We start from the raw sequence: 18747 nt of genomic DNA, 5'->3' as shown, positions 1-18747 counted from the left end.
AGAACGTTCTCAACGGTAGACAGTCAGCGCCATGGCGCCGAACAGACAGGTAAACAGACTCAGACGCAAAAGCGCCGGGTGCCAGAAAAAGCGGTACAGGTCGAACCCCGAGAGGAACCGGTCCAAGGCCCAGGCCAGCGCCGCAGCGACAAAAAACATCAGGGTCATGGTCGGCATGTACACGCCGTGGAAGGCGATTTCACGAGGCATGGGCAAGTCCTTCGGGCTTGGCGACGGCATAGGCAGCGAGTGGTGATTGCGGGTCGAGCAACGAGGTGCGGATGAAGTGCAGATAGCTCTTCACCCGGCGTAACGCGGACGTGTCGAAGTGCGGCGCAAACGGCTCGTCGGTCGCGGCGACCCGACTGATCGCGTGATCGACCGCCACCAGTGCGCGCTCCAGATTGCTCGGGTTCGGTTGCAGAAACAGTCGCACCAGCGCCCGGCCCATGACGCGGATCGCCTGACGCCACGGCTGCGATTCGGCATACGCCGGATGCACCGGGAGGATCGCCTGTTCCTTGCGCAATTCGATGATCGCGTGGCCGACTTCGAGTACCACGAACATCCAGCGCAGCAGGTTCTTCTGCACCGTCGGCTGACCTGCCGCCAGGCCATAAGCCTGGTGCAGCAGGTCACGGGTACGACTCTCGAAACTCGACGCCAGGCCCTTGAGTTTGCCGCTGATCGCGTACACCACCTGGCCACGCAGATCCTGCTCCAGGCGCTTCCACAACCAGCGGCTGTTGGGCGGCAGAATGATTGCGCCAGCAGCAGCGCAGACCAGCATGCCCATGACCATGGCGATGTAGTCGTTGATGAAGGTGTAAGGGTTGTAAATGGTCAGGTTGTCCGGCACCGAACCGGTGCTGAAGAAGATCAACAGACCCAGGCCGATCCCGGCATATTTCGGCCGCGAAGCGAGGAACGAGCCGAGCACGATGACTGGCGCGAGCATCACACACAGCAGCGGAAATCCGTCGATCCACGGGAAGATGAAAAACATCTCGACGAAGCCGATCAGCGCCCCGAGAAAAGTCCCGCAGGCCATTTGAAAAGCCATGCGTTTGGGGTTGGGCGTGGCGGCAGACAGGCCCACGGTCGCGGCAGCAATCAGGGTCATGGTCGCGCCGCTCGGCCACGCGGTGGCGACCCAGTAACTACCGAGCACAATCAGGATGAACGAGGCGCGAATCCCCGAAGCCGCAGCGGCCCACCAGTTGGTTTGCGGGGTGAACGGTTCGTCCCAGCGCTCGCGTTCGTGGCGGTGATCGGCCAGCGAGGCGTGGGTCTGTGCATAACTGTGCAAGTCATCGACGAAGCGATAGAGCAGCTCGTATGCAGTGTGGAAATCCAGTTGTTCGGCTTCACTCGGACCGGTTTCCTGGAAAATGCCGCGCAAGGTTCGCACGCGCGTCGGCAGGCCTTCCTTGTACGTGGCCAATGCCGTCGCCAAACGTGCCGCGTCCGGGCTGGTCAAGGCGCGGCCACTGAAGCCGTCGAGTACTTCCGCCAGATCCTGCAGGCCCGGCCTGATCGCGGCCACCACGTGTTCTTCGTCATTCACACGCAAGCGTTCGAGCAACTGATGCAGCGCGTTGAAGCGCGTGGTAATGCCCATGAACTCGCTGTTCAAACGGCTGAGGCGACCGTTGCGCCGACGCATGTGCGGGTCTTCGAATACGGTGACGCTGCGCAACCCTTCCAGCCCCACGGCTTCGGCGATGAAACGCACGTTGTTGGTCTCGAAGGCGTCGGCTTTGCTGCGTCCGCGCAGGCCATCGGTGACGAACAACGCGAACACGCCGAAGCGCTGATACAAGGCGTTGCGCATTGCTGCGCTGGCGGTTTGCGGCAGGATTGCGGCGCTGACCACTGTCGAGCAAAGAATCCCCAGCGAGATCTCCAGCACCCGCCAGACGGCGGCCATGAACGCACCGTCCGGATGCGCCAGCGCCGGCAGGCCGACCATCGCGGCGGTGTAGCCGGCGAGGACAAAACCGTAGGCGCGGAAGTTACGGCAACGCGCCGCACCGGCCGAGCAGATGCCGACCCAAATCGCCAGCGAACCGAGGAACAACTCAGTGTTTTGCGCGAACAGCGCGATCAGCGTGACCATCATCGCTGACCCGGCCAGGGTGCCAAGGAAACGATAGAAACTCTTGGCGAACACCTGGCCGCTCTGCGGCTGCATGACGATGAACACGGTGATCATCGCCGTGCGCGGTTGCGGCAACTCCAGGCGCATCGCCAGCCACAGCGTGAGGAACGCGGCGAGCAATACCTTGAAGATGTAGACCCAGGTCACGCCATCGCTGCGCGCCCAGTCAAACAAACCCCGGCGCCATTCCAGGGAGTAGAGCCAGCGTAGAGGTGCGGGCAAGGGAGTCATTTGGTCTTGCTCAATGATTGAGGACTGAAGAGTTATCTGTGGCAAACATCAATTTTTGTGGTGAACACAAACTCTGTGGTGAGGGGATTTATCCCCGACGGGTTGCACAGCAACCCTAAACAAGGCAATTGAGTTCTCACAGTCAGATTGCACACGCTCGTCTTGGGTCTGCTTCGCAGCCCATCGGGGATAAATCCCCTCACCACAGGTATTAAATTGCCAAAGAGATCGTGTATTCACCGCAAAAGGGTCGGGGTTTTCGGGGCCTGGGTTTGCTCGGCTGTGGGCACATCATTGCCAGCCCCGAGGCCGCCACCCAGCGCCGTCACCAACTCGGCATGCGCACTCAAGCGCGCCGCCTGCACCTGCTGCTGCACTTGCTGCTGCTTGAACAGCAGGGTCTGCGCATTGAGCACGTTGAGGTAATCGGTGAGGCCACGCTGATAAGCGATCATCGCGATGTCGTAGGTCTTCTGCGCAGTAGCCACCGACTCGGCGGCGAAGGCTTGCTGCTTGTCCATCGACTCGCGGCGGATCAACTGGTCGGAAATGTTCTTCAGCGCATTGACCAGCGTCTGGTTGTAATGCGCCACGGCAATGTCATACCCGGCGGACGCTTCGCCCAATTCGCTGCGCAAACGCCCACCGTCGAAGATCGGCAAGGAGATCGCCGGGCCGACGTTGTAGTTGAGTTTCTTGCCAGTCAAAAACTCCAGCGCCCCACCGCCGGTAGCCATGTAGCCGAGGCTGCCGACCAGATCGACGTTGGGATAAAACCCGGCATGCGCGACATCGATGCCGCGTGCCTGCGCCGCCACTTGCCAGCGACTGGCGACCACGTCCGGGCGCTGACCGAGCAACTCGGCGGGCAATGCCGATGGCAGTTTCAACGCAGCACCCAGGGCCAGCGTCGGCCGCTGCAACTGCGCCCCGGCGCCCGGGCCTTTGCCCGCCAGCGCGGCGATCTGGTTACGGCTCAGGGCGATTTCTTCGTCCAGCGCATCCAGTTGCCGATGGGTCTCCGGCAACGGCGTTTCCGCCTGACTGACTTCAAAGTGCGTGCCGATGCCGCCGTCCAGACGCTTCTGCGCCAGATCGAGAATCTGCTGTTGCTGCTTGAGGGTCGCGGCGACGATGTCGCGCTGGGCGTAATGCAGCGACAGCTCGATGTAGGCGCGCACGATGTTGTTCTGCAATTCCAGCTGCGCCAGCCGCGCTTCGGCGGCGCTCATGTGCGCCAGATCCACCGTACGTTCGCTGGCATTGCTTTCCCGGCCCCAGAGGTCGAGGGCGTAGCTGAAACCCAGCGCGGCGTTGTTGTCCCAGGTGGTGGTGTTGGCCAGCTCGCCCGGGCCGTAGAACTGGTCGGTCGGCCAGTTGTGGCGCTTGAGCGTCGACTCGCCATTGATCTGCAACGACTCGGCGGCCTCGGCGACACCGGCCAGCGCCTTGGCCTGACGCACTCGTGCAGCGGCCATGGCCATGCTCGGGCTGCCCTGCACGGCGAGGTCGATCCAGTGATTGAGTTGCGGGTCGCCGTAGGCTTGCCACCACTGTGCGGTGGGCCAGTGTGCGTCACGGGCGGCGTGGGCGATGGCGTCGTCAGTGGCCAGTGCGTCGGCTTCCAATGCCGTGCTATGCGGGGCAATTCCTTGCGTTGAGATGCAGCCGCTGAGACCCAGGGTAAAAGCCAGAACACTGAGCGGCAAAAGCGCTCTGATGATGCGACGCGGCACAGCTGCGAATTCCTGAAAGAGGGGTAAGGCGGGGCGTGTTCCCTTCTGTAGGAGCTGCCGAAGGCTCCGATCTTTTGATCTTGATTCCCTTAAAACAAAATCAAAAGATCGCAGCCTGCGGCAGCTCCTACAGGGAGCGGCGCAATTCTAGGTGGGCGCCTTGGTGGCGATAAGCTGGGATTCCTGTGAATCTTTGTTACCGTTAACGAGATAATCCGTTGGTCGGGGGTCTCAGCCCCTGAAACTTCGTGTCACAATTTGCCATCTCCCTTGAGAGCACCCCATGGACACATTGCAAAACATGCGCGCCTTCAGTTGTGTGGCCGAAGCCGGCAGCTTCACCGCCGCCGCCGTGCAACTCGACACCACCACGGCCAACGTCTCGCGCGCGGTCTCCAACCTGGAAGCCCACCTGCAAACCCGCCTGCTCAATCGCACGACCCGGCGCATCGCCCTGACCGAGGCCGGCAAGCGCTACCTGCTGCGCTGCGAACAGATCCTGGCCTATGTCGAAGAAGCCGAAGCCGAGGCCAGCCAGGCCCACGCCCGCCCCGCCGGCCAGTTGAAAGTGCACACCATGACCGGCATCGGCCAGCACTTCGTGATCGACGCCATCGCCCGCTACCGCAAGACCCACCCGGACGTGACCTTCGACCTGACCATGGCCAACCGCGTGCCGGACCTGCTCGACGAGGGCTACGACGTGTCCATCGTGCTCGCCAGCGAACTGCCGGACTCGGGCTTCGTCTCGCAACGCCTGGGCATCACCTACAGCATCGTCTGCGCCTCCCCGGCCTACGTGAAAGCCAACGGCTGCGCACAAAAGCCCGCAGACCTGCTGAACCACGCCTGCCTGCGCCTCGTCAGCCCGGTGATCCCCCTGGAAAAGTGGGCCTTCAACGGCCCGGACGGCCAGGAAATGGTCACCATCAACAGCTCGCCGTTCCTGGTGAACTCCGCCGACGCGATGAAAGCCGCGATCATCAGCGGCATGGGCGTCGGCGTCCTGCCGGTCTACGCCGCCATCGAAGGCCTGCGCAACGGCACGCTGGTGCGGATGATGCCCAACTACCGCTCGCAGGAACTCAACCTGTACGCGATCTACCCGTCGCGGCAATACCTGGATGCGAAGATCAAGACTTGGGTCGAGTATTTGCGCGGGTCACTGCCGGAGATATTGGCGGCGCATCAGGCGGAACTGGCGGCGTATGAGTTGAGTGGGAGCCTCGCCGGAGCCCGCGTCGCCAACTGATTTTCAACACACGGTGTTCACTGTAGGAGCTGCCGCAGGCTGCGATCTTTTGCCCTTGATGTTTAAAAATCAAAAGATCGCAGCCTACGGCAGCTCCTACAAAAGCGGTGATTTGAAGGGAGTTTTCCGACAGGTTTTGACGGTTGTGGCTCGGAAGTGGGGTGGATAGGCTCAGGGGGTCGTTGACGAATCAACGACCGGACTTGGTCGTCCGGGTTTAGAATGGCGCACTTTTTAAGCTTGCTTAATGGCGAGCTGTGCGTGGGAGGGCCTTGGCCCTGCCGGGTTTCCATTCCCTGGTCGACCAACCTGCGTACGGTTCGCCACCCTATTGCTTGGTCGCAGTACGTGGCGAACTCCACATCCCGAATGGAGTTCCACCATGATCAAACCCACACCCAATCCGCCCCAAGCCGAAAGCACCTCCCCCTACGAATCCCTCGATTCAAAAAAGCTCCACGACGCCGCCGAGCGTGCACTCGACCATTACCTGAAACCTTCCGCCGCCGCTGTGAGATTCCACAAACCCAGCAGCATGTTCCAGGTCGTCCCCGACATGGACAACGAAAGCCTGCTGGTTCACGCCTGCGAATCACTGGCCTCGGCAAGCATCATGACCAGCGACATTGCGGCCTATGTCGAAAGCCCGCAGCGAAAGACGATACTGGCGATCCAGCAAATCATCATGCTGGCCGAGCTGGCGGTGAATCGGGTGCTGGATAACCACGAAATCTCGCAGTCTCCAACACACAACTAATCCCCCTGTGGGAGCGAGCCTGCTCGCGAAAGCGTCAGCCCATTCAATATTTTTGGTGCCTGACACACCGCTTTCGCGAGCAGGCTCGCTCCCACAGTTGAAATGGGTGTGTTCAGTTGGAGACTGGTCGGCTCGTAGGCCGCCTTCGCGAGCAAGCTCACTCCTACGGAAAAGCAAAGCAGTCCAGACAGACCGCATGCTCTTCACCACTCAATGGCCGAGTGTCAGCTCGCCGAAAGCTCTTGATCTTGCCGTGCCGGCCCCATCGGCAGGCTGAGTGGAGGGGTTTATCCGGGGGTAGGCGCGCAGCGCCATGCGGCGAAGCCGCATACATCGAGAGGAGGTGCAGCGAAGCAAACCGGAGGCGATGCCCCCGGATGAACCCCGCAACGAAGGAACCCGAGCCTAAGCGAGGGCCGAACGCAGGGGCCAAGACCTTTGCTTCCTTTGGGGCGTTTGCCAAAGGGAGTCGCTGTAAGAGCGAAACCGCCAGCAGCAGCACCCGAAGCAACGGATATGTCCCCCATCAACCCAAAGCATGGTCGGCCCAGAGGCCGCCAAGACAACCCAAAACAGAAATGTTAGCTTGCTTGGCAATAAAGCCCAGAAGCCGAGCCCATAGCGATGAAAAAAACAGTCCTGGCCTTCAGCCGCATCACCCCACCCATGATCGAACGCCTGCAGCAAGAGTTCGACGTCATCGTCCCCAACCCGAAGAACGGCGACATCAACGCCCAATTCAACGAAGCCCTCCCCCACGCCCACGGCCTGATCGGCGTCGGCCGCAAACTCGGCAAAGCCCAACTCGAAACCGCCACAAAACTCGAAGTAGTCTCCAGCGTCTCCGTCGGCTACGACAACTACGACCTCGACTACTTCAATGAACGCGGGATCATGCTCACCAACACCCCCGACGTACTCACCGAAAGCACCGCCGACCTCGCCTTCGCCCTGATCATGAGCAGCGCCCGCCGCGTCGCCGAACTCGACGCCTGGACCAAGGCCGGCCAATGGCAGGCCAGCGTCGGCGCACCGTTGTTCGGCTGTGACGTCCACGGCAAAACCCTGGGCATCGTCGGCATGGGCAATATCGGCGCCGCCGTCGCCCGCCGTGGCCATTTCGGCTTCAACATGCCGATTATCTACAGCGGCAACAGCCGCAAGACCGAACTGGAACAGCAACTCGGCGCGCAATTCCGCAGCCTTGACCAACTGCTGGCCGAAGCCGAATTCGTCTGCCTGGTGGTGCCGCTCAGCGACAAGACCCGCCACCTGATCAGCCATCGCGAATTGGCGTTGATGAAGCCGGGGGCGATTCTGGTCAACATCTCCCGTGGCCCGGTGGTCGACGAGCCGGCGCTGATCGAAGCCCTGCAAAACAATCGCATCCGTGGCGCAGGACTGGACGTCTACGAGAAAGAACCGCTGGCCGAGTCGCCGCTGTTCCAGTTGAAAAATGCTGTGACATTGCCGCACATCGGCTCCGCCACGAATGAAACGCGCGAAGCCATGGCCAATCGTGCACTGGCCAATCTGCGCAGCGCGCTGCTCGGCGAACGCCCGCAGGACCTGGTCAATCCGCAAGTCTGGCGCGGATAAAAAATGACGGGCAAGTGCAGAACCGCACTTGCCCGTTAGTTGCCGCCCTACACAACTTGAAATTGAACAACAAAGCCAACTTAACAACAGCATTATAAGCTCTGCCTGGCAATCGAATGATCGACCACTGCTATGGAGAGCTAATCCCGTGAACAACCTGACAACCGATAAAGTTATTCGCTACAGCAAAGTTATATTGATGGCTTACATCAGCTTCTTTGGTGTATTGGTGATGATTCACAACTTTACCGACTATGATTCGAACTACACGTACGTGGCTCATATCCTGAGCATGGACACTACCACCGCCAATGAGTCCATAAAGTACCGAGCCATCGATTCACCGATGATTCATCACCGGATCTACTGGTTCATCATCACGCTGGAAGTAACGTATACGACGTTATGCCTGATAGGCACCTATCAACTCTATCGGCACATCAATGCGCCTGCAGAGGTATTCCACGAGGCAAAAAAGTTCTCGATCATGGGCATACTGACGGCAATTTTCATTTATTACGTGTGCCTGCAAACCGTGGGTGTGGAATGGTTTGACATGGACACCTCACAATCATGGAATGCCAAGGACTGGGCCCGGCATATCATTGACTTCATATTTCCGGTGATGATTTACATCACCTTGAAAGTCGAGCGCTGATGTTCAGTGATCGTTTGTTTCATACCAACTTCCCCTGCACCGGCGCCACCAGCGTTTTCGGCTTACGAAACACCAAGACATTACCCAGCATCACCAACACCAGCCCGAGCAACGCCGGTGCCGTCCACTGATAACCTTCAGCAAACGCTGACACGTTCAGTGCCACCACCGGGAACAGCACGGTGCAATACGCCGCACGCTCCGGCCCCATACGTCCGACCAGCGTCAGGTACGCGGTGAAGCCGATCACCGAACCGGGGATCACCAGATACAGTAACGCCCCGACGTAACGTGGCGACCACTCCATGTCGAACGCAATGCCATTGACCAGACACCACACCGACAACATCGCCGCCCCGTAGGCCATGCCCCAGGCATTGGTGGTCAAGGGTTTCAAGCCTGCCTTCTGCTGCAGACTCGACAACATATTGCCCGCCGAAAAACACAAGGTGCCACACAGCGCCAGGCCAAGACCAAGCAACGTTTCGGGGCTGGCGTGATGGCCGGCCAGTTCCGGCCAGAACAGCATTCCCAGACCGAACAGGCCGAGCGCCCCGCCCATCAAAACATTGCGCGCGATGCGCTGACCGAAGAATACGCGTGCATTGAGCGCATTCCACAAAGTGGCCGTGGAAAACACCACCGCCACCAGCCCGCTGGGAATCCACTGGCTGGCGGTCAGAAAGCACATGAAGTTGACGCAGAACAGGCACAGCCCCTGCGCCACACAGATCAGATGTCCGCGCCGATTCATCGGTTGCAGCCGCCGACTGAGCAGCAACAGCACGAACAGCACCAGCGCGGCGAGACCGAAGCGATAAACGATCGACACCGGAATCGCCACCACGCCCAGTTGCCATTTCAGGGCAATCCAGGTGGTGCCCCAGATCAGCACGGTCAGCAGATACAGCGAAAGGTTCATGACGAAACTCCTGAGAACACCGGGCACTCTGTGGCAAGCGAGCTTGCTCGCGCTTGAGTGCGCAGCACTCACTGATGGGTCCGCTGCGCAGCCCGGCGGGAGCAAGCGCCCTCGCCACAGGGTTGTGTTGTATGGAGGTTCAGGGTGCGACAGCAACGATCGGGGCGCTTGCAGATTCTTGCGCTTTTGTCGCTCGACAGGCTGGCAGCGCGAAAGCTACGGAGTAGGATGCAAGGCGTTGGAGAGAACCGAATATGGCCGCTATCGATACCCTGCAAGTCTTCCAAGCCCTCAACCGCTCGCCGAATGCACGCCTGTTGCACAGCGCCGATCTCGGTGACGGCTTGTCTGCGGCCCTGTGGACCAACCACCACGATGCCCAGGAATACGAAACGCCGAGCCACCACACGCTTTCCTGCTACATCGCCGGGGGCACGGGCACCTTTCGCCGTGGCCAACCGGGGCGCAAGGGCGGACCGGACAAGTTGTGCATCCTGCCCGCCGATCACCAATCGGGCTGGGTGATCAACGGCGATCTGCGTCTCGCTCATCTGTATTTCAGCGCCGAACAATTTGCCCTGGGTTGCGTCACGCTGCTGGATCGCGAGCCGCGAGAGATGCAGTTGCGCGAGCAGACCTTTCTGGAAGATCCGCAGCAGGCCCGACGCTTTCGTCAGTTACTGACACTGAATTGGGACGAACCGGCCGAACGCCTGCTGACCAGCAGCATTGCGCATGAATTGATCAGCCATACCCTGCTCAGCCAGGTCGGCGCCCGGCAGGGTGTGCGCCTCAAGGGCGGACTGGCGCCCCATCAGCGGCGGCAACTGGTCGAGTTCATCGACAATCAGTTGGCCGAGCCGATCAGCCTCGGGCAACTGGCCGGATTGTGTGCGCTGTCGGAATATCACTTTTCGCGGATGTTTCGCGTGAGCTTCGGCCTGCCGCCGCATCAGTACGTGCTGGCGCGGCGCTTGAACCGGGCACGGGAATTGTTGCGTGGCACGGCGTTGCCGCTGGGGGAGATTGCATTGGCGTGCGGGTTTGCCAGTGCCAGTCATTTCACCAACCGGTTTCGGCAGGTATTGGGTGGGACGCCGGGGGAATATCGGCAGGCGTTTTTGCGTTAGATCCGGGTTTTTTATTGCCTGATCGGGCCGCTTCGCGAGCTAGCCCGCTCCCACAGGGTTCAGAGTGAACTCAGATTGTTTGAATAACACCATCCAATGTGGGAGCGGGCTTGCTCGCGAAGAACGATGACGCGGTCCTGAATCAGAACTCCAGCGTACTGGAGAGCGAAATCTGCCGCGAATCGCCCATCGACACAAAGAACCGGCTCGCCGCCGAGGTGTAGTAGGTGCGGTCGAACAGGTTCTTCACGTTGAGCTGAAACTTGACCTTCTGCCCTTCGAGTCTGGTGTCGTAAGTGGCGAACGCATCGGCCACGGTGTAGCTCGGCAGGTCGAAATCATTCACCGCGTTGCCCGCGCGTTCGCCGACATACCGCGCCCCGGCACCGACCCGCAGTTGATCACCACCGATCACACTGCCGAAGTCATACACCGCCGACAATGAACCGCTGTTCTTCGCCACGTTTTGCAAGCGATTGCCTTTGTAGTCCGGGTCTTCGGTGACCTCGGCATCGGTGTAGGCATAGGCGCCGATCAGGCTCCAGCGATCGGTCAACTGCCCGGTCAGGTCCAGTTCCAGCCCCCGGGAACGCACTTCGCCAGCCGCGCTGTAAATGGTGGTCGGGCCTTCAGAATTGGAGACCAGCACGTTGCGCTTCTTGATGTCGAACAGCGCGATATTGCCGGTGATGCGCCCCGGCATATCCAGACGCGCACCCAGTTCCCACGACTTGGCCTCTTCCGGCGCAATGCTGCCGTCGAGCACGGTGCTGCTGCCGCTGAGCGGGGCAATGGTCGAGTTGGGTTTGAACGATTCGGTGTAGCTGCCGTAGAACGATAATTCGTCGGTGTAGCGATACACCAGACCGGCGCGCGGTACGAATTTCTGCCCGTTGCTGTCGGTGTTGGCCTTGAACGGCACGCCTTTGCCGGCGTACTGGTCGTACTCCTGGAAGCGCCCGCCGGCGACCAGAATCCACTGATCGTTGAGGTGGATGGAGTCCTGCAGGAACACCGAATCACTGCGCAGCAGATCGGTCTGCGCACTGTCCGCCGGGCTGACCGTAGTGCCTTCGACTTCGCGGCCGTACACCGGATTGACATAGCTGAAGGTGCTCAGGCTTTTCTGGCGGATCAGGTCGGCGCGGTAGATCTTGCGGTACTCGTCGTCGACGCCGAACACCAGATCATGCTGCATGCCCAGCAGGTTGACCTTGCCTTCGAGGCTGGCGGTGGTGAAACGGTCAGTGCTGATTGCGCCTTGCGTGCCGTCCATGCTGCGGGTCAGCGTGCCTTTTTTGGTGTCGATGGCGGTCACGCGCACCTGGCTGGCGTCGTAGGTTTCGCGGTTCCAGCTGTAGCCGAAGTGGGCCTTCCAGTCGTCGTTGAGTTCGTGGTCAGCCTCGAAATGGTACAGATCCGAGCGGCCTTCCATGTCGTTGAACGGCTCGTCCAGACGCTCGTTGCGCGAGATGTCCAGCGGATGGTTGGTGCGTGGATCGATCACCGTGCCACGGTCGAACGGGGTGAGAAACTCGCGGTGTTCATAGCCGAACGACAGCTTGGTGCGCTCGCCGAACCAGGCCAGCGACGGTGCGATCAGCGTCTCGCGGTGAGTGCCGTAGTTGCGCCAGTAATCTTCGTCTTCGTGATCCAGTACCAGCCGGTAGGCCAGCCCGGATTCACCCAGCGCACCAGTGCTGTCGAAGGTGCCGCCGCTGCCATTTTTGCCGTCGCCGTAGGTGGAACCGCGCAGGGTCAGGGCGTTGTATTGAGTCAGTTCCGGCTTCTTACTGACCAGGTTGACCACACCGCCCGGGTCCTGAATGCCGTAGAGCAACGAGGCCGGGCCCTTGAGCACTTCGACCCGATCGACTGTGGCGTTCATGCCGCGGCCCTGCACGATCGGCATGCCGTCACGCATGATCGAGCCATTGCGGTTGTCGCCAAAGCCGCGGGTCATCACCGAGTCCTGGGTGCTGCCCAAGGTGTTGCCCTGGGTGATGCCGCTGACGTTGGCCAGCGCATCGTCGAGATTGCGCGGGGCCTGATCGCGAATCACCTGAGCCGGGATCACGTTGACGGTCTGCGGGATTTCCTGCAGCGAAACCGAGGAGCGCATCACCGAACTGGTCTGCGGCGGTTGATAGGTCATCGACTCGTCGCGGGTCGAGGTGATGGTGGTGGCGCCGAGGTTGAGCGCACCTGCGGTGGGCTGCGGTTCCAGCGCCAGAGTGTGGCTGTCGGTGCGGCGGAAGGTCATGCCCGAACCGCTGAGCAGGCGTTGCAGCGCTTGTTCGGCGCTCATCTGGCCGCTGACGGCCGGGGCGTTAATGCCGTACGGCGCCTCATCGGTGTAGACCACGCTTTGCCCGGTGACGCGGCTGAAGTCGCTCAGGGCCTGGGGCAGCGGTTTGGCGCTCAGGGAGAAACTGAACTGTTTCTGTGTCGGGCTGCTGACGGTTTCAGCGGCCAGCGCCACACTCAGCGGCAACAGCGCCAATGCGGAAAAACTCAATGCCGAAACACTCAACCACTGTTTGACCGAACCCGATTTTGCCCTGGACTTCATTGCTCAATGACCTGTGTAGAACCGCAACGGATGCGAATGACTCGCAGTTTCAGTCACTACACGGATGGGGCTGTGGTTTACCTCACCACAAATTTGAAAATATTTTTCGAGAGCAGTGTCGGTAGTTCTGACGCCTTCGCGAGCAGGCTCGCTCCCACAGAGAATGCATTCCAAAGGTGGGAGCGAGCCTGCTCGCGAAAGGGCCAGCCCCCTCAGCGCAAAATAATCAGATGCCCCAGCACCTGATGCTGCTCAAACCCCAGCACCCCTCGCAACGAACTCAGCACCGCCTGCGGATCCTTGCTCGGAAAACTGCCGCTGACCTTGCGCGCAGCCAACTCATCATTGAGCACAACAATCCGTCCCGGGTAATAGCGCCGCAGATCCTCCACCACATCGGCCAGCGACGCCTTGTAGTAATTCAGCCAGCCCTGACGCCAAGCCAGTTGCGCTTCGCTGTCCACCGGGTGCAGTTTTTCCGCACTGCCCTGCCCGTAAGCCACTTGCTGGCCGGCGGTCAGAATCTGCTGTTGCGCGTTGCGATCCGCCGTCACGCCAACGCGCCCGGACAGCACCGTGACCTGCGCACCTGCGGGCTGCAGTCGCACTTCGAACTGCGTGCCGAGCACCCGCGCCTCGCCCTTCTCCGCCGCGACCACAAACGGATCCCCCGTATGCGTGACACTGAAAAATCCGGCACCGCGACGCAATTGCACATGCCGCTCGCCATGACTGAAATCCACCGCGATGGCACTGTCGGCATCCAGCGTGACTTGCGATTGATCGGCCAGGGTCACGGTGCGGATCTCGCCCGGTGCCGAAACGTAATCGGCACCCAGATCATCGATCCAGCGCTGCGGCTGCCAACCCGTGCCAAGGCTGATCATCAGCATCAGACACGCGGCCATCGCCAGCGCACCCGACCAGCGCAGCAGCGTTGAACGACGCGGACGATCCATCGCATTGAGGAAGCCCTGCAACGCCAACGCCTCTTCATCGGCCAAGGTACGCGCCGGACTTTCGCTCAACTCCCAGAGCACTTGCGCCTGGGCGTAGGCCTCGGCGTGGGCCGGGTCGGCGCGCAGCCATTGGCTGAAGGTCAGTTGATCGCCGGTGCTCGGGCGGTCGTGCAGCAGGCTCAGCCAGGCGAGCGCGGCCTGCTCCTGAGCGGGCGTTGGAATGACGCGGTCGTTGGCTTTCACGGTGCTTTCCCTGGCAGGCGTGGCGCGGGTTCGCGCAGGCTGGCCTTGCAGGCCTCGAGGGCGCGCATCATATGTTTTTCCACGGCACTTTGGGACAGGCCCATGGCCTTGGCGATGTCTGCGTATTTGCGGCCGTGGATGCGATTGAGCAAAAAGATCTGTCGGGTGCGCTCGGGCAAGGCGCGCAACGCTGCTTCGACATGGCGCAGATCATTGCCCGCTTCGAGCGCGGCTTGCGGTTCGCTGCCGTGGCTGTCCGGCGCATCCGGTTGCCAGCCCTCATTGACCCGCACCCGGGTGCCTTCGCTGCGCAAGTGGTCGATGGCGATGTTGCCGGCGCAGCGCAACAGGTAGGTGCTGAGTTCTTCGACCTGCACCAACGGCCGTCGCCAGAAACGCAGGAACAGATCCTGCACCAGATCCGCTGCCGTGGCCCGGCAACCGACGCGCCGGTTGACCAGCGCTTCCATCTGCGAGCGCTGCGACAGAAACACCTGAAGAAAATGCGCACGCGCACCGTGCGGTTCGTCGTCGCGGGATTCCGGGGGATGACCGATCAGCATGTCAGACCTGCGCCCAGGCAGCGACCGGGCTGGCCAGCAGACTCAACCCGGCCAGTGCGAGGGCCAGACGTGGGCGATACGGCAGCAACAGCACCAATGCCAAAGCGCTGAGCATGAGCACCGCGAACCAGTCGACCAGACCGAAACTCCAGCCGTGTGCAGCGACTGCCGCCCAAAGCGACAGCCCGAGCAACAGCCAACCAGCGAGTTTCAAAACCCGTGCGCGTCGGGCCGAGGGTTTGTTGCCGAGCAGTTCATCATGGTGCCGAGGCATCGACAGACACAACGCGCTGAAGGCGGCATAGCACAGCAACAACGCCAGCAACATCAGCTGACCTCCTGCTCAAGCGCGATCGGTCGCGGCTTTTCCCGGGGAGTTTTTTTCACGCTGATGGCGCTCCCGGCGCGCTGCATTTTCCATGCGGCCCAGCCGAGGAACAGGCCTGCGCCCAGGCACGTCAGATCAAAACCCGCCAACGTCCAGTCACCTCGCGCAAGCGTTACCCCGAGATTCCACGGTGTGGTCAGATTGATCAGTGGTACCGCGATAAACAGCACGGCAGCCAGCCCGAGCTGTTCGACCCAGGCCTTTCGCCCTTTGCGCAGCACTGCATGCACCACGCTCAAGGCCCAGGCGACAAAAAACGCATTCACTTCCTGATCGGCGCGCCCAGCCAGGTCTGCCGGCAGCAGGCGATTGGCCAAAAAGAACACCGCCACCGCTACCACCAGCCCGGCCATGCTGGCGATGTTCAGCACTTCCACCAAGCGCAATTCGAACGGCATCACGCCGCTCTTGGCGTGTTTGAGCTGGCGCTTGCCAAGCCAGATCACCAGCCCGGTGCCGATCATCGCAGTACTCGCCAGACCACAAATGAAATACAGCCAGCGCAATGTCGACCCGGCAAAGTGGCCCATGTGCAAACCGTAGAATGTGCCGCCGACGGCCATCGCCACGGGCTGCTCCGGAGCGCCGCCGAGGCGCTCGCCGGTGACGCCATTGAACGTCACCGCGCGCCCGAAATCGTGGACGACGCGGTCGCCACGGCGCGACAGCACCACCGAGGCATTCGCGTCCCCTGGATTGTTCACCGTCAGCCGCGCGGTGCTGCCTCCCGCCCACTGCTCGCTGGCCTTGGCCAGCAGTGGCGCCATCGGGCTCAGCGGCGCCGCCCGGTTGGCTCGCTCAGGGGTCTTCGATGCCGGAAAAACTTCGTCGTAAAAGGCGCGCACGTCGCCGTTATAGGACGCCAGAATGCTCGCCGGCATGACCATCGCCATGAAGATCACCAGGCTGCTGTAGGTGATCATCAGGTGGAACGGCAGCACCAGCACGCCAACCGCGTTATGCCCGTCGAGCCATGAACGCTGGCCTTTGCGCGGGCGAAAGGTGAAGAAGTCCTTGAAGATTTTCTTGTGGGTGATGATGCCGGTGATCAGCCCGACGAACATCACCATCGCCGCCATCGTCGCCAGCCAGCGGCCCCATGGATAAGGCATTTGCAGCTGGAAATGGAAGCGATAGAAGAACTCGCCGCCCAGGCTTTCGCGGGCCTGGACTTCACTGCCGGTCTGCGCGTCGAGTGTTCTGGATTCGAACTTGCCGCGCTCGCCCGGTGCGTTCGGCGCCTGCTGCCAGCGCACCGTCAGGCCGGGATCGCGGGCGTCGGGCAAGTCGATCAGCCAGCGCGAGGCGCCGGCGGCGTGTTGCTGCAGGTAACTTTGCGCCAGGGTCAGGCTCGCTTCGGCATTAATCGGCCGCGCGGGAATTTCCGGCTGCATCCAGTGGCTGATCTCATCCTTGAAATAGGCCAGCGTCCCGGTCAGAAAAATCGCAAACAGCAGCCAGCCGAACACCAGCCCCGTCCACGTGTGCAGCCAGGCCATCGACTGACGAAAGCCCTCTTTCATGCGAAGCCCAAGCCCCGTGCGGCGCCGGACACCGTTGCCAGAATCACGCTCGGCACCAGCAAACCGACCCACGCCGACCACGCCGTGCGGCAAGCGAAGCACCACAGCACCGCGACCAGATAGACCAGAAAGGAAATGGTCATACCGGTCACCACCGCTTCGGCGCGGCTCAACGGCAGCCACATCGTCAACGCGACACTGGCCAGCGCCGCGACCAGATAGCCGCCGAACACCGCCGCCAGCACCCGCGAGGTGACGGCCAGACGATAGGACATGGGAAGTGAGGCGAGTTTGCCTTTCATGTTTCGACCCTGAAACGAAAAAACGTCCGGCCAACGAGCCGAACCAACAGGCGAGCAATATTAATGATAAATATTCTCATACGCAAAAGCATCTGATTGCCGGACACCCTCGCCCGCCCCTACAATGCGAACAGTTCTTGTTCTCTAACGCATCCAACGTGCGCCCGGAGTAATACCCTTGTCGTCCGCCCATCCCGTCGAATCGCTCTACCACGACCACCACAGCTGGCTCACCGGCTGGTTGCGGCGCAGACTCGGCTGCCCGGACAGCGCGGCGGATCTGGCGCAAGACACCTTCATCCGCGTGCTAACTGCACGTGAACAATCGGTAATTGTTGAGCCGCGCGCCTTCCTCACCACCCTCGCCAAACGCGTGCTGTTCAATCATTACCGTCGTCAGGATCTGGAACGCGCCTACCTCGACACGCTGGCGCAGATGCCGGAAATGGTTGCGCCATCGGAAGAAGACAAAGCGATCATCCTGCAAACCCTGATCGAGCTGGACCAGCTGCTCGATGGCTTGCCGCGTCTGGTCAAGCGCGCCTTTTTGCTGGCGCAGGTCGATGGCCTGACTTATCCGCAAATCGCCGCCGAGCTAAGCATCTCGGTGGCCACGGTCAAACGTCATCTGCACAAAGCCGCCCTGCGCTGCTATTTCGCCCTATGAACCGCGCTCCGGATTTCTCTGCGCAAGTGGCCGAACAGGCCGTGCACTGGCTGATGGAAATGCAGCAAGGCACGCTCTCCCCGCGTCAGCAACAAGCCTGGCAACAATGGCTGGACGCCCACAGCGAACATCGTCGGGCGTGGGAGCACATGCAGCGGGTCAACCAGCGCCTGCGCGGCGTGGCTTCGCCATTGGCCCATGCCGCGTTGAACGGGCCGAAGTCTTCCAGCCGCCGTCAGGCGCTCAAATTGCTGCTGCTTCTCGGTGCCGGTTCTGCTGTCACCTGGGGCATGCGCGAGCACAATCCGCTGCCGGCGCTGCTCGCCGATTACCGCAGTCCGCTGGGGGAGCGCCGCAAGGTTACGCTGGGTGCGGGCAGCCAGTTGCAGCTCAACACCGCGAGCGCCGCGGACGTGGACAGCACGCAACGGCTGATTAGTCTGCTGGAGGGCGAGATCCTCCTAAGCACCGCACAAGCGTTCGAAGTGCGCACGGCGCAAGGGCTGTTGAGAACCGCTGCTGCCCGGCTCAACGTCCGGCAATTTGCTGATCGCACGCAGGTGGCGCTGTTCGAAGGCCAGGTCGAATTGACCCGCCCCGGGCGCGAGTCGATGTGGCTACCCGTTGCCCGTCAGCTGAGTTTCAGCGCCACCTCGGTCAGCGCGGCCAAGCCACTGGACGCCAACAGCGGCGCCTGGGCCGACGGCATGCTGATCGCCGCACACATGCGCCTGGGCGATTTTCTTGAAGAGCTCGGCCGCTACCGTCGCGGCCAGTTGCATTGCGATGCGAAGGTGGCCGACTTGCTGATCTCTGGGACTTATCCACTGGACGACAGCGAGCGGATTCTTGATCTGCTGCAAATCAGTCTGCCGGTGAAAGTGCGGCGGTTTACCCGCTATTGGGTCAGCGTAGAGGCGCGGGCGTAGAAGCAAAATCAAAAGATCGCAGCCTTCGGCAGCTCCTACAGGCTGAACAAGTGTAGGAGCTGCCGAAGGCTGCGATCTTTTGCTTTCAAAAAAAATGAGCCGTTTTTCAGATCTGGCGTGACAGAGAAGGAAAGCCCCCTTGATTCAACCTTCTC

Annotated in this window: 17 protein-coding genes; 7 read left to right on the top strand and 10 right to left on the bottom strand. The window is 61.3% G+C overall.

Features of this window, described 5'->3' with window-relative positions; all coding sequences use genetic code 11:
* Window positions 1–9: 9 nt before the first annotated feature.
* From AC3WMV_RS00595 to AC3WMV_RS00585, 3 genes are all read right to left on the bottom strand, one after another.
* A complete protein-coding gene (locus AC3WMV_RS00595; protein WP_003221811.1) occupies window positions 10–210 on the bottom strand; it encodes a DUF1656 domain-containing protein in 201 nt (66 codons plus the stop codon).
* The gene (locus AC3WMV_RS00590; RefSeq protein WP_103369101.1) at window positions 200–2392 is read right to left on the bottom strand and encodes an FUSC family protein; all 2193 of its coding nucleotides are present in this window, start codon (window positions 2390–2392) and stop codon (window positions 200–202) included. Before AC3WMV_RS00590 ends, AC3WMV_RS00595 begins: the two co-directional genes overlap by 11 nt.
* Window positions 2393–2628: 236 nt before the next feature.
* On the bottom strand, window positions 2629–4128 hold the full coding sequence (locus tag AC3WMV_RS00585) for an efflux transporter outer membrane subunit (protein WP_103369102.1): 1500 nt from the start codon (window positions 4126–4128) through the stop codon (window positions 2629–2631).
* A 283-nt stretch (window positions 4129–4411) separates the two neighbouring features.
* Between AC3WMV_RS00585 and AC3WMV_RS00580 the strand changes: the two genes are divergently transcribed.
* The 4 genes from AC3WMV_RS00580 (at window position 4412) to AC3WMV_RS00565 (ending at window position 8394) form a co-directional block, all read left to right on the top strand.
* On the top strand, window positions 4412–5380 hold the full coding sequence (locus AC3WMV_RS00580) for a LysR family transcriptional regulator (RefSeq protein WP_027610909.1): 969 nt from the start codon (window positions 4412–4414) through the stop codon (window positions 5378–5380).
* A 382-nt stretch (window positions 5381–5762) separates the two neighbouring features.
* Window positions 5763–6137 carry a DUF6124 family protein gene (locus AC3WMV_RS00575; protein ID WP_103369103.1) on the top strand — a complete coding sequence of 125 codons (375 nt, stop codon included), beginning with the start codon at window positions 5763–5765 and terminating at the stop codon, window positions 6135–6137.
* 624 nt (window positions 6138–6761) lie between these two features.
* Window positions 6762–7736, top strand: a complete 975-nt coding sequence (locus AC3WMV_RS00570; RefSeq protein ID WP_103369614.1) for a 2-hydroxyacid dehydrogenase — start codon at window positions 6762–6764, stop codon at window positions 7734–7736.
* A 148-nt stretch (window positions 7737–7884) separates the two neighbouring features.
* Window positions 7885–8394, top strand: a complete 510-nt coding sequence (locus AC3WMV_RS00565) for a DUF2165 family protein (protein WP_103369613.1) — start codon at window positions 7885–7887, stop codon at window positions 8392–8394.
* A gap of 19 nt (window positions 8395–8413) precedes the next feature.
* On the opposite strand, the gene AC3WMV_RS00560 is transcribed toward AC3WMV_RS00565, so the two are convergent.
* Complete coding sequence (locus AC3WMV_RS00560) at window positions 8414–9316, bottom strand: DMT family transporter (RefSeq protein ID WP_027610905.1); 903 nt, start codon at window positions 9314–9316, stop codon at window positions 8414–8416.
* 254 nt (window positions 9317–9570) lie between these two features.
* On the opposite strand from AC3WMV_RS00560, the gene AC3WMV_RS00555 reads away from it, so the two are divergent.
* Window positions 9571–10446 (top strand): helix-turn-helix domain-containing protein, encoded by an 876-nt coding sequence (locus AC3WMV_RS00555; protein WP_103369612.1) that lies wholly within the window; start codon window positions 9571–9573, stop codon window positions 10444–10446.
* A gap of 142 nt (window positions 10447–10588) precedes the next feature.
* Here AC3WMV_RS00555 and AC3WMV_RS00550 read toward each other — a convergent pair whose 3' ends face one another.
* From AC3WMV_RS00550 to AC3WMV_RS00525, 6 genes are all read right to left on the bottom strand, one after another.
* Entirely contained in the window at window positions 10589–13018 is a 2430-nt protein-coding gene (locus tag AC3WMV_RS00550) for a TonB-dependent siderophore receptor (RefSeq protein WP_103369611.1), read from the bottom strand.
* A gap of 212 nt (window positions 13019–13230) precedes the next feature.
* The gene (locus tag AC3WMV_RS00545) at window positions 13231–14220 is read right to left on the bottom strand and encodes a FecR family protein (protein ID WP_103369610.1); all 990 of its coding nucleotides are present in this window, start codon (window positions 14218–14220) and stop codon (window positions 13231–13233) included.
* Window positions 14217–14783, bottom strand: a complete 567-nt coding sequence (locus tag AC3WMV_RS00540) for an RNA polymerase sigma factor (RefSeq protein ID WP_003221797.1) — start codon at window positions 14781–14783, stop codon at window positions 14217–14219. Before AC3WMV_RS00540 ends, AC3WMV_RS00545 begins: the two co-directional genes overlap by 4 nt.
* A gap of 1 nt (window position 14784) precedes the next feature.
* Window positions 14785–15111 (bottom strand): DUF3325 domain-containing protein, encoded by a 327-nt coding sequence (locus tag AC3WMV_RS00535; RefSeq protein WP_103369609.1) that lies wholly within the window; start codon window positions 15109–15111, stop codon window positions 14785–14787.
* Window positions 15111–16694, bottom strand: coding sequence for a PepSY-associated TM helix domain-containing protein (locus AC3WMV_RS00530; protein WP_103369608.1), 1584 nt, complete (start codon window positions 16692–16694; stop codon window positions 15111–15113). Before AC3WMV_RS00530 ends, AC3WMV_RS00535 begins: the two co-directional genes overlap by 1 nt.
* Window positions 16691–16996, bottom strand: coding sequence for a DUF3649 domain-containing protein (locus AC3WMV_RS00525; protein WP_095139564.1), 306 nt, complete (start codon window positions 16994–16996; stop codon window positions 16691–16693). The genes AC3WMV_RS00530 and AC3WMV_RS00525 overlap by 4 nt, the downstream gene beginning before the upstream one ends.
* A gap of 178 nt (window positions 16997–17174) precedes the next feature.
* Here AC3WMV_RS00525 and AC3WMV_RS00520 point away from each other — a divergent pair, with 178 nt between their 5' ends.
* Entirely contained in the window at window positions 17175–17663 is a 489-nt protein-coding gene (locus tag AC3WMV_RS00520) for a sigma-70 family RNA polymerase sigma factor (RefSeq protein WP_103369607.1), read from the top strand.
* Window positions 17660–18592 carry a DUF4880 domain-containing protein gene (locus AC3WMV_RS00515; RefSeq protein ID WP_103369606.1) on the top strand — a complete coding sequence of 311 codons (933 nt, stop codon included), beginning with the start codon at window positions 17660–17662 and terminating at the stop codon, window positions 18590–18592. The genes AC3WMV_RS00520 and AC3WMV_RS00515 overlap by 4 nt, the downstream gene beginning before the upstream one ends.
* Window positions 18593–18747 lie beyond the last annotated feature (155 nt).

The sequence above is a fragment of the Pseudomonas sp. FW305-3-2-15-E-TSA4 genome, from assembly GCF_058787295.1.
This window is presented reverse-complemented; position numbering and strand designations above follow the sequence as displayed.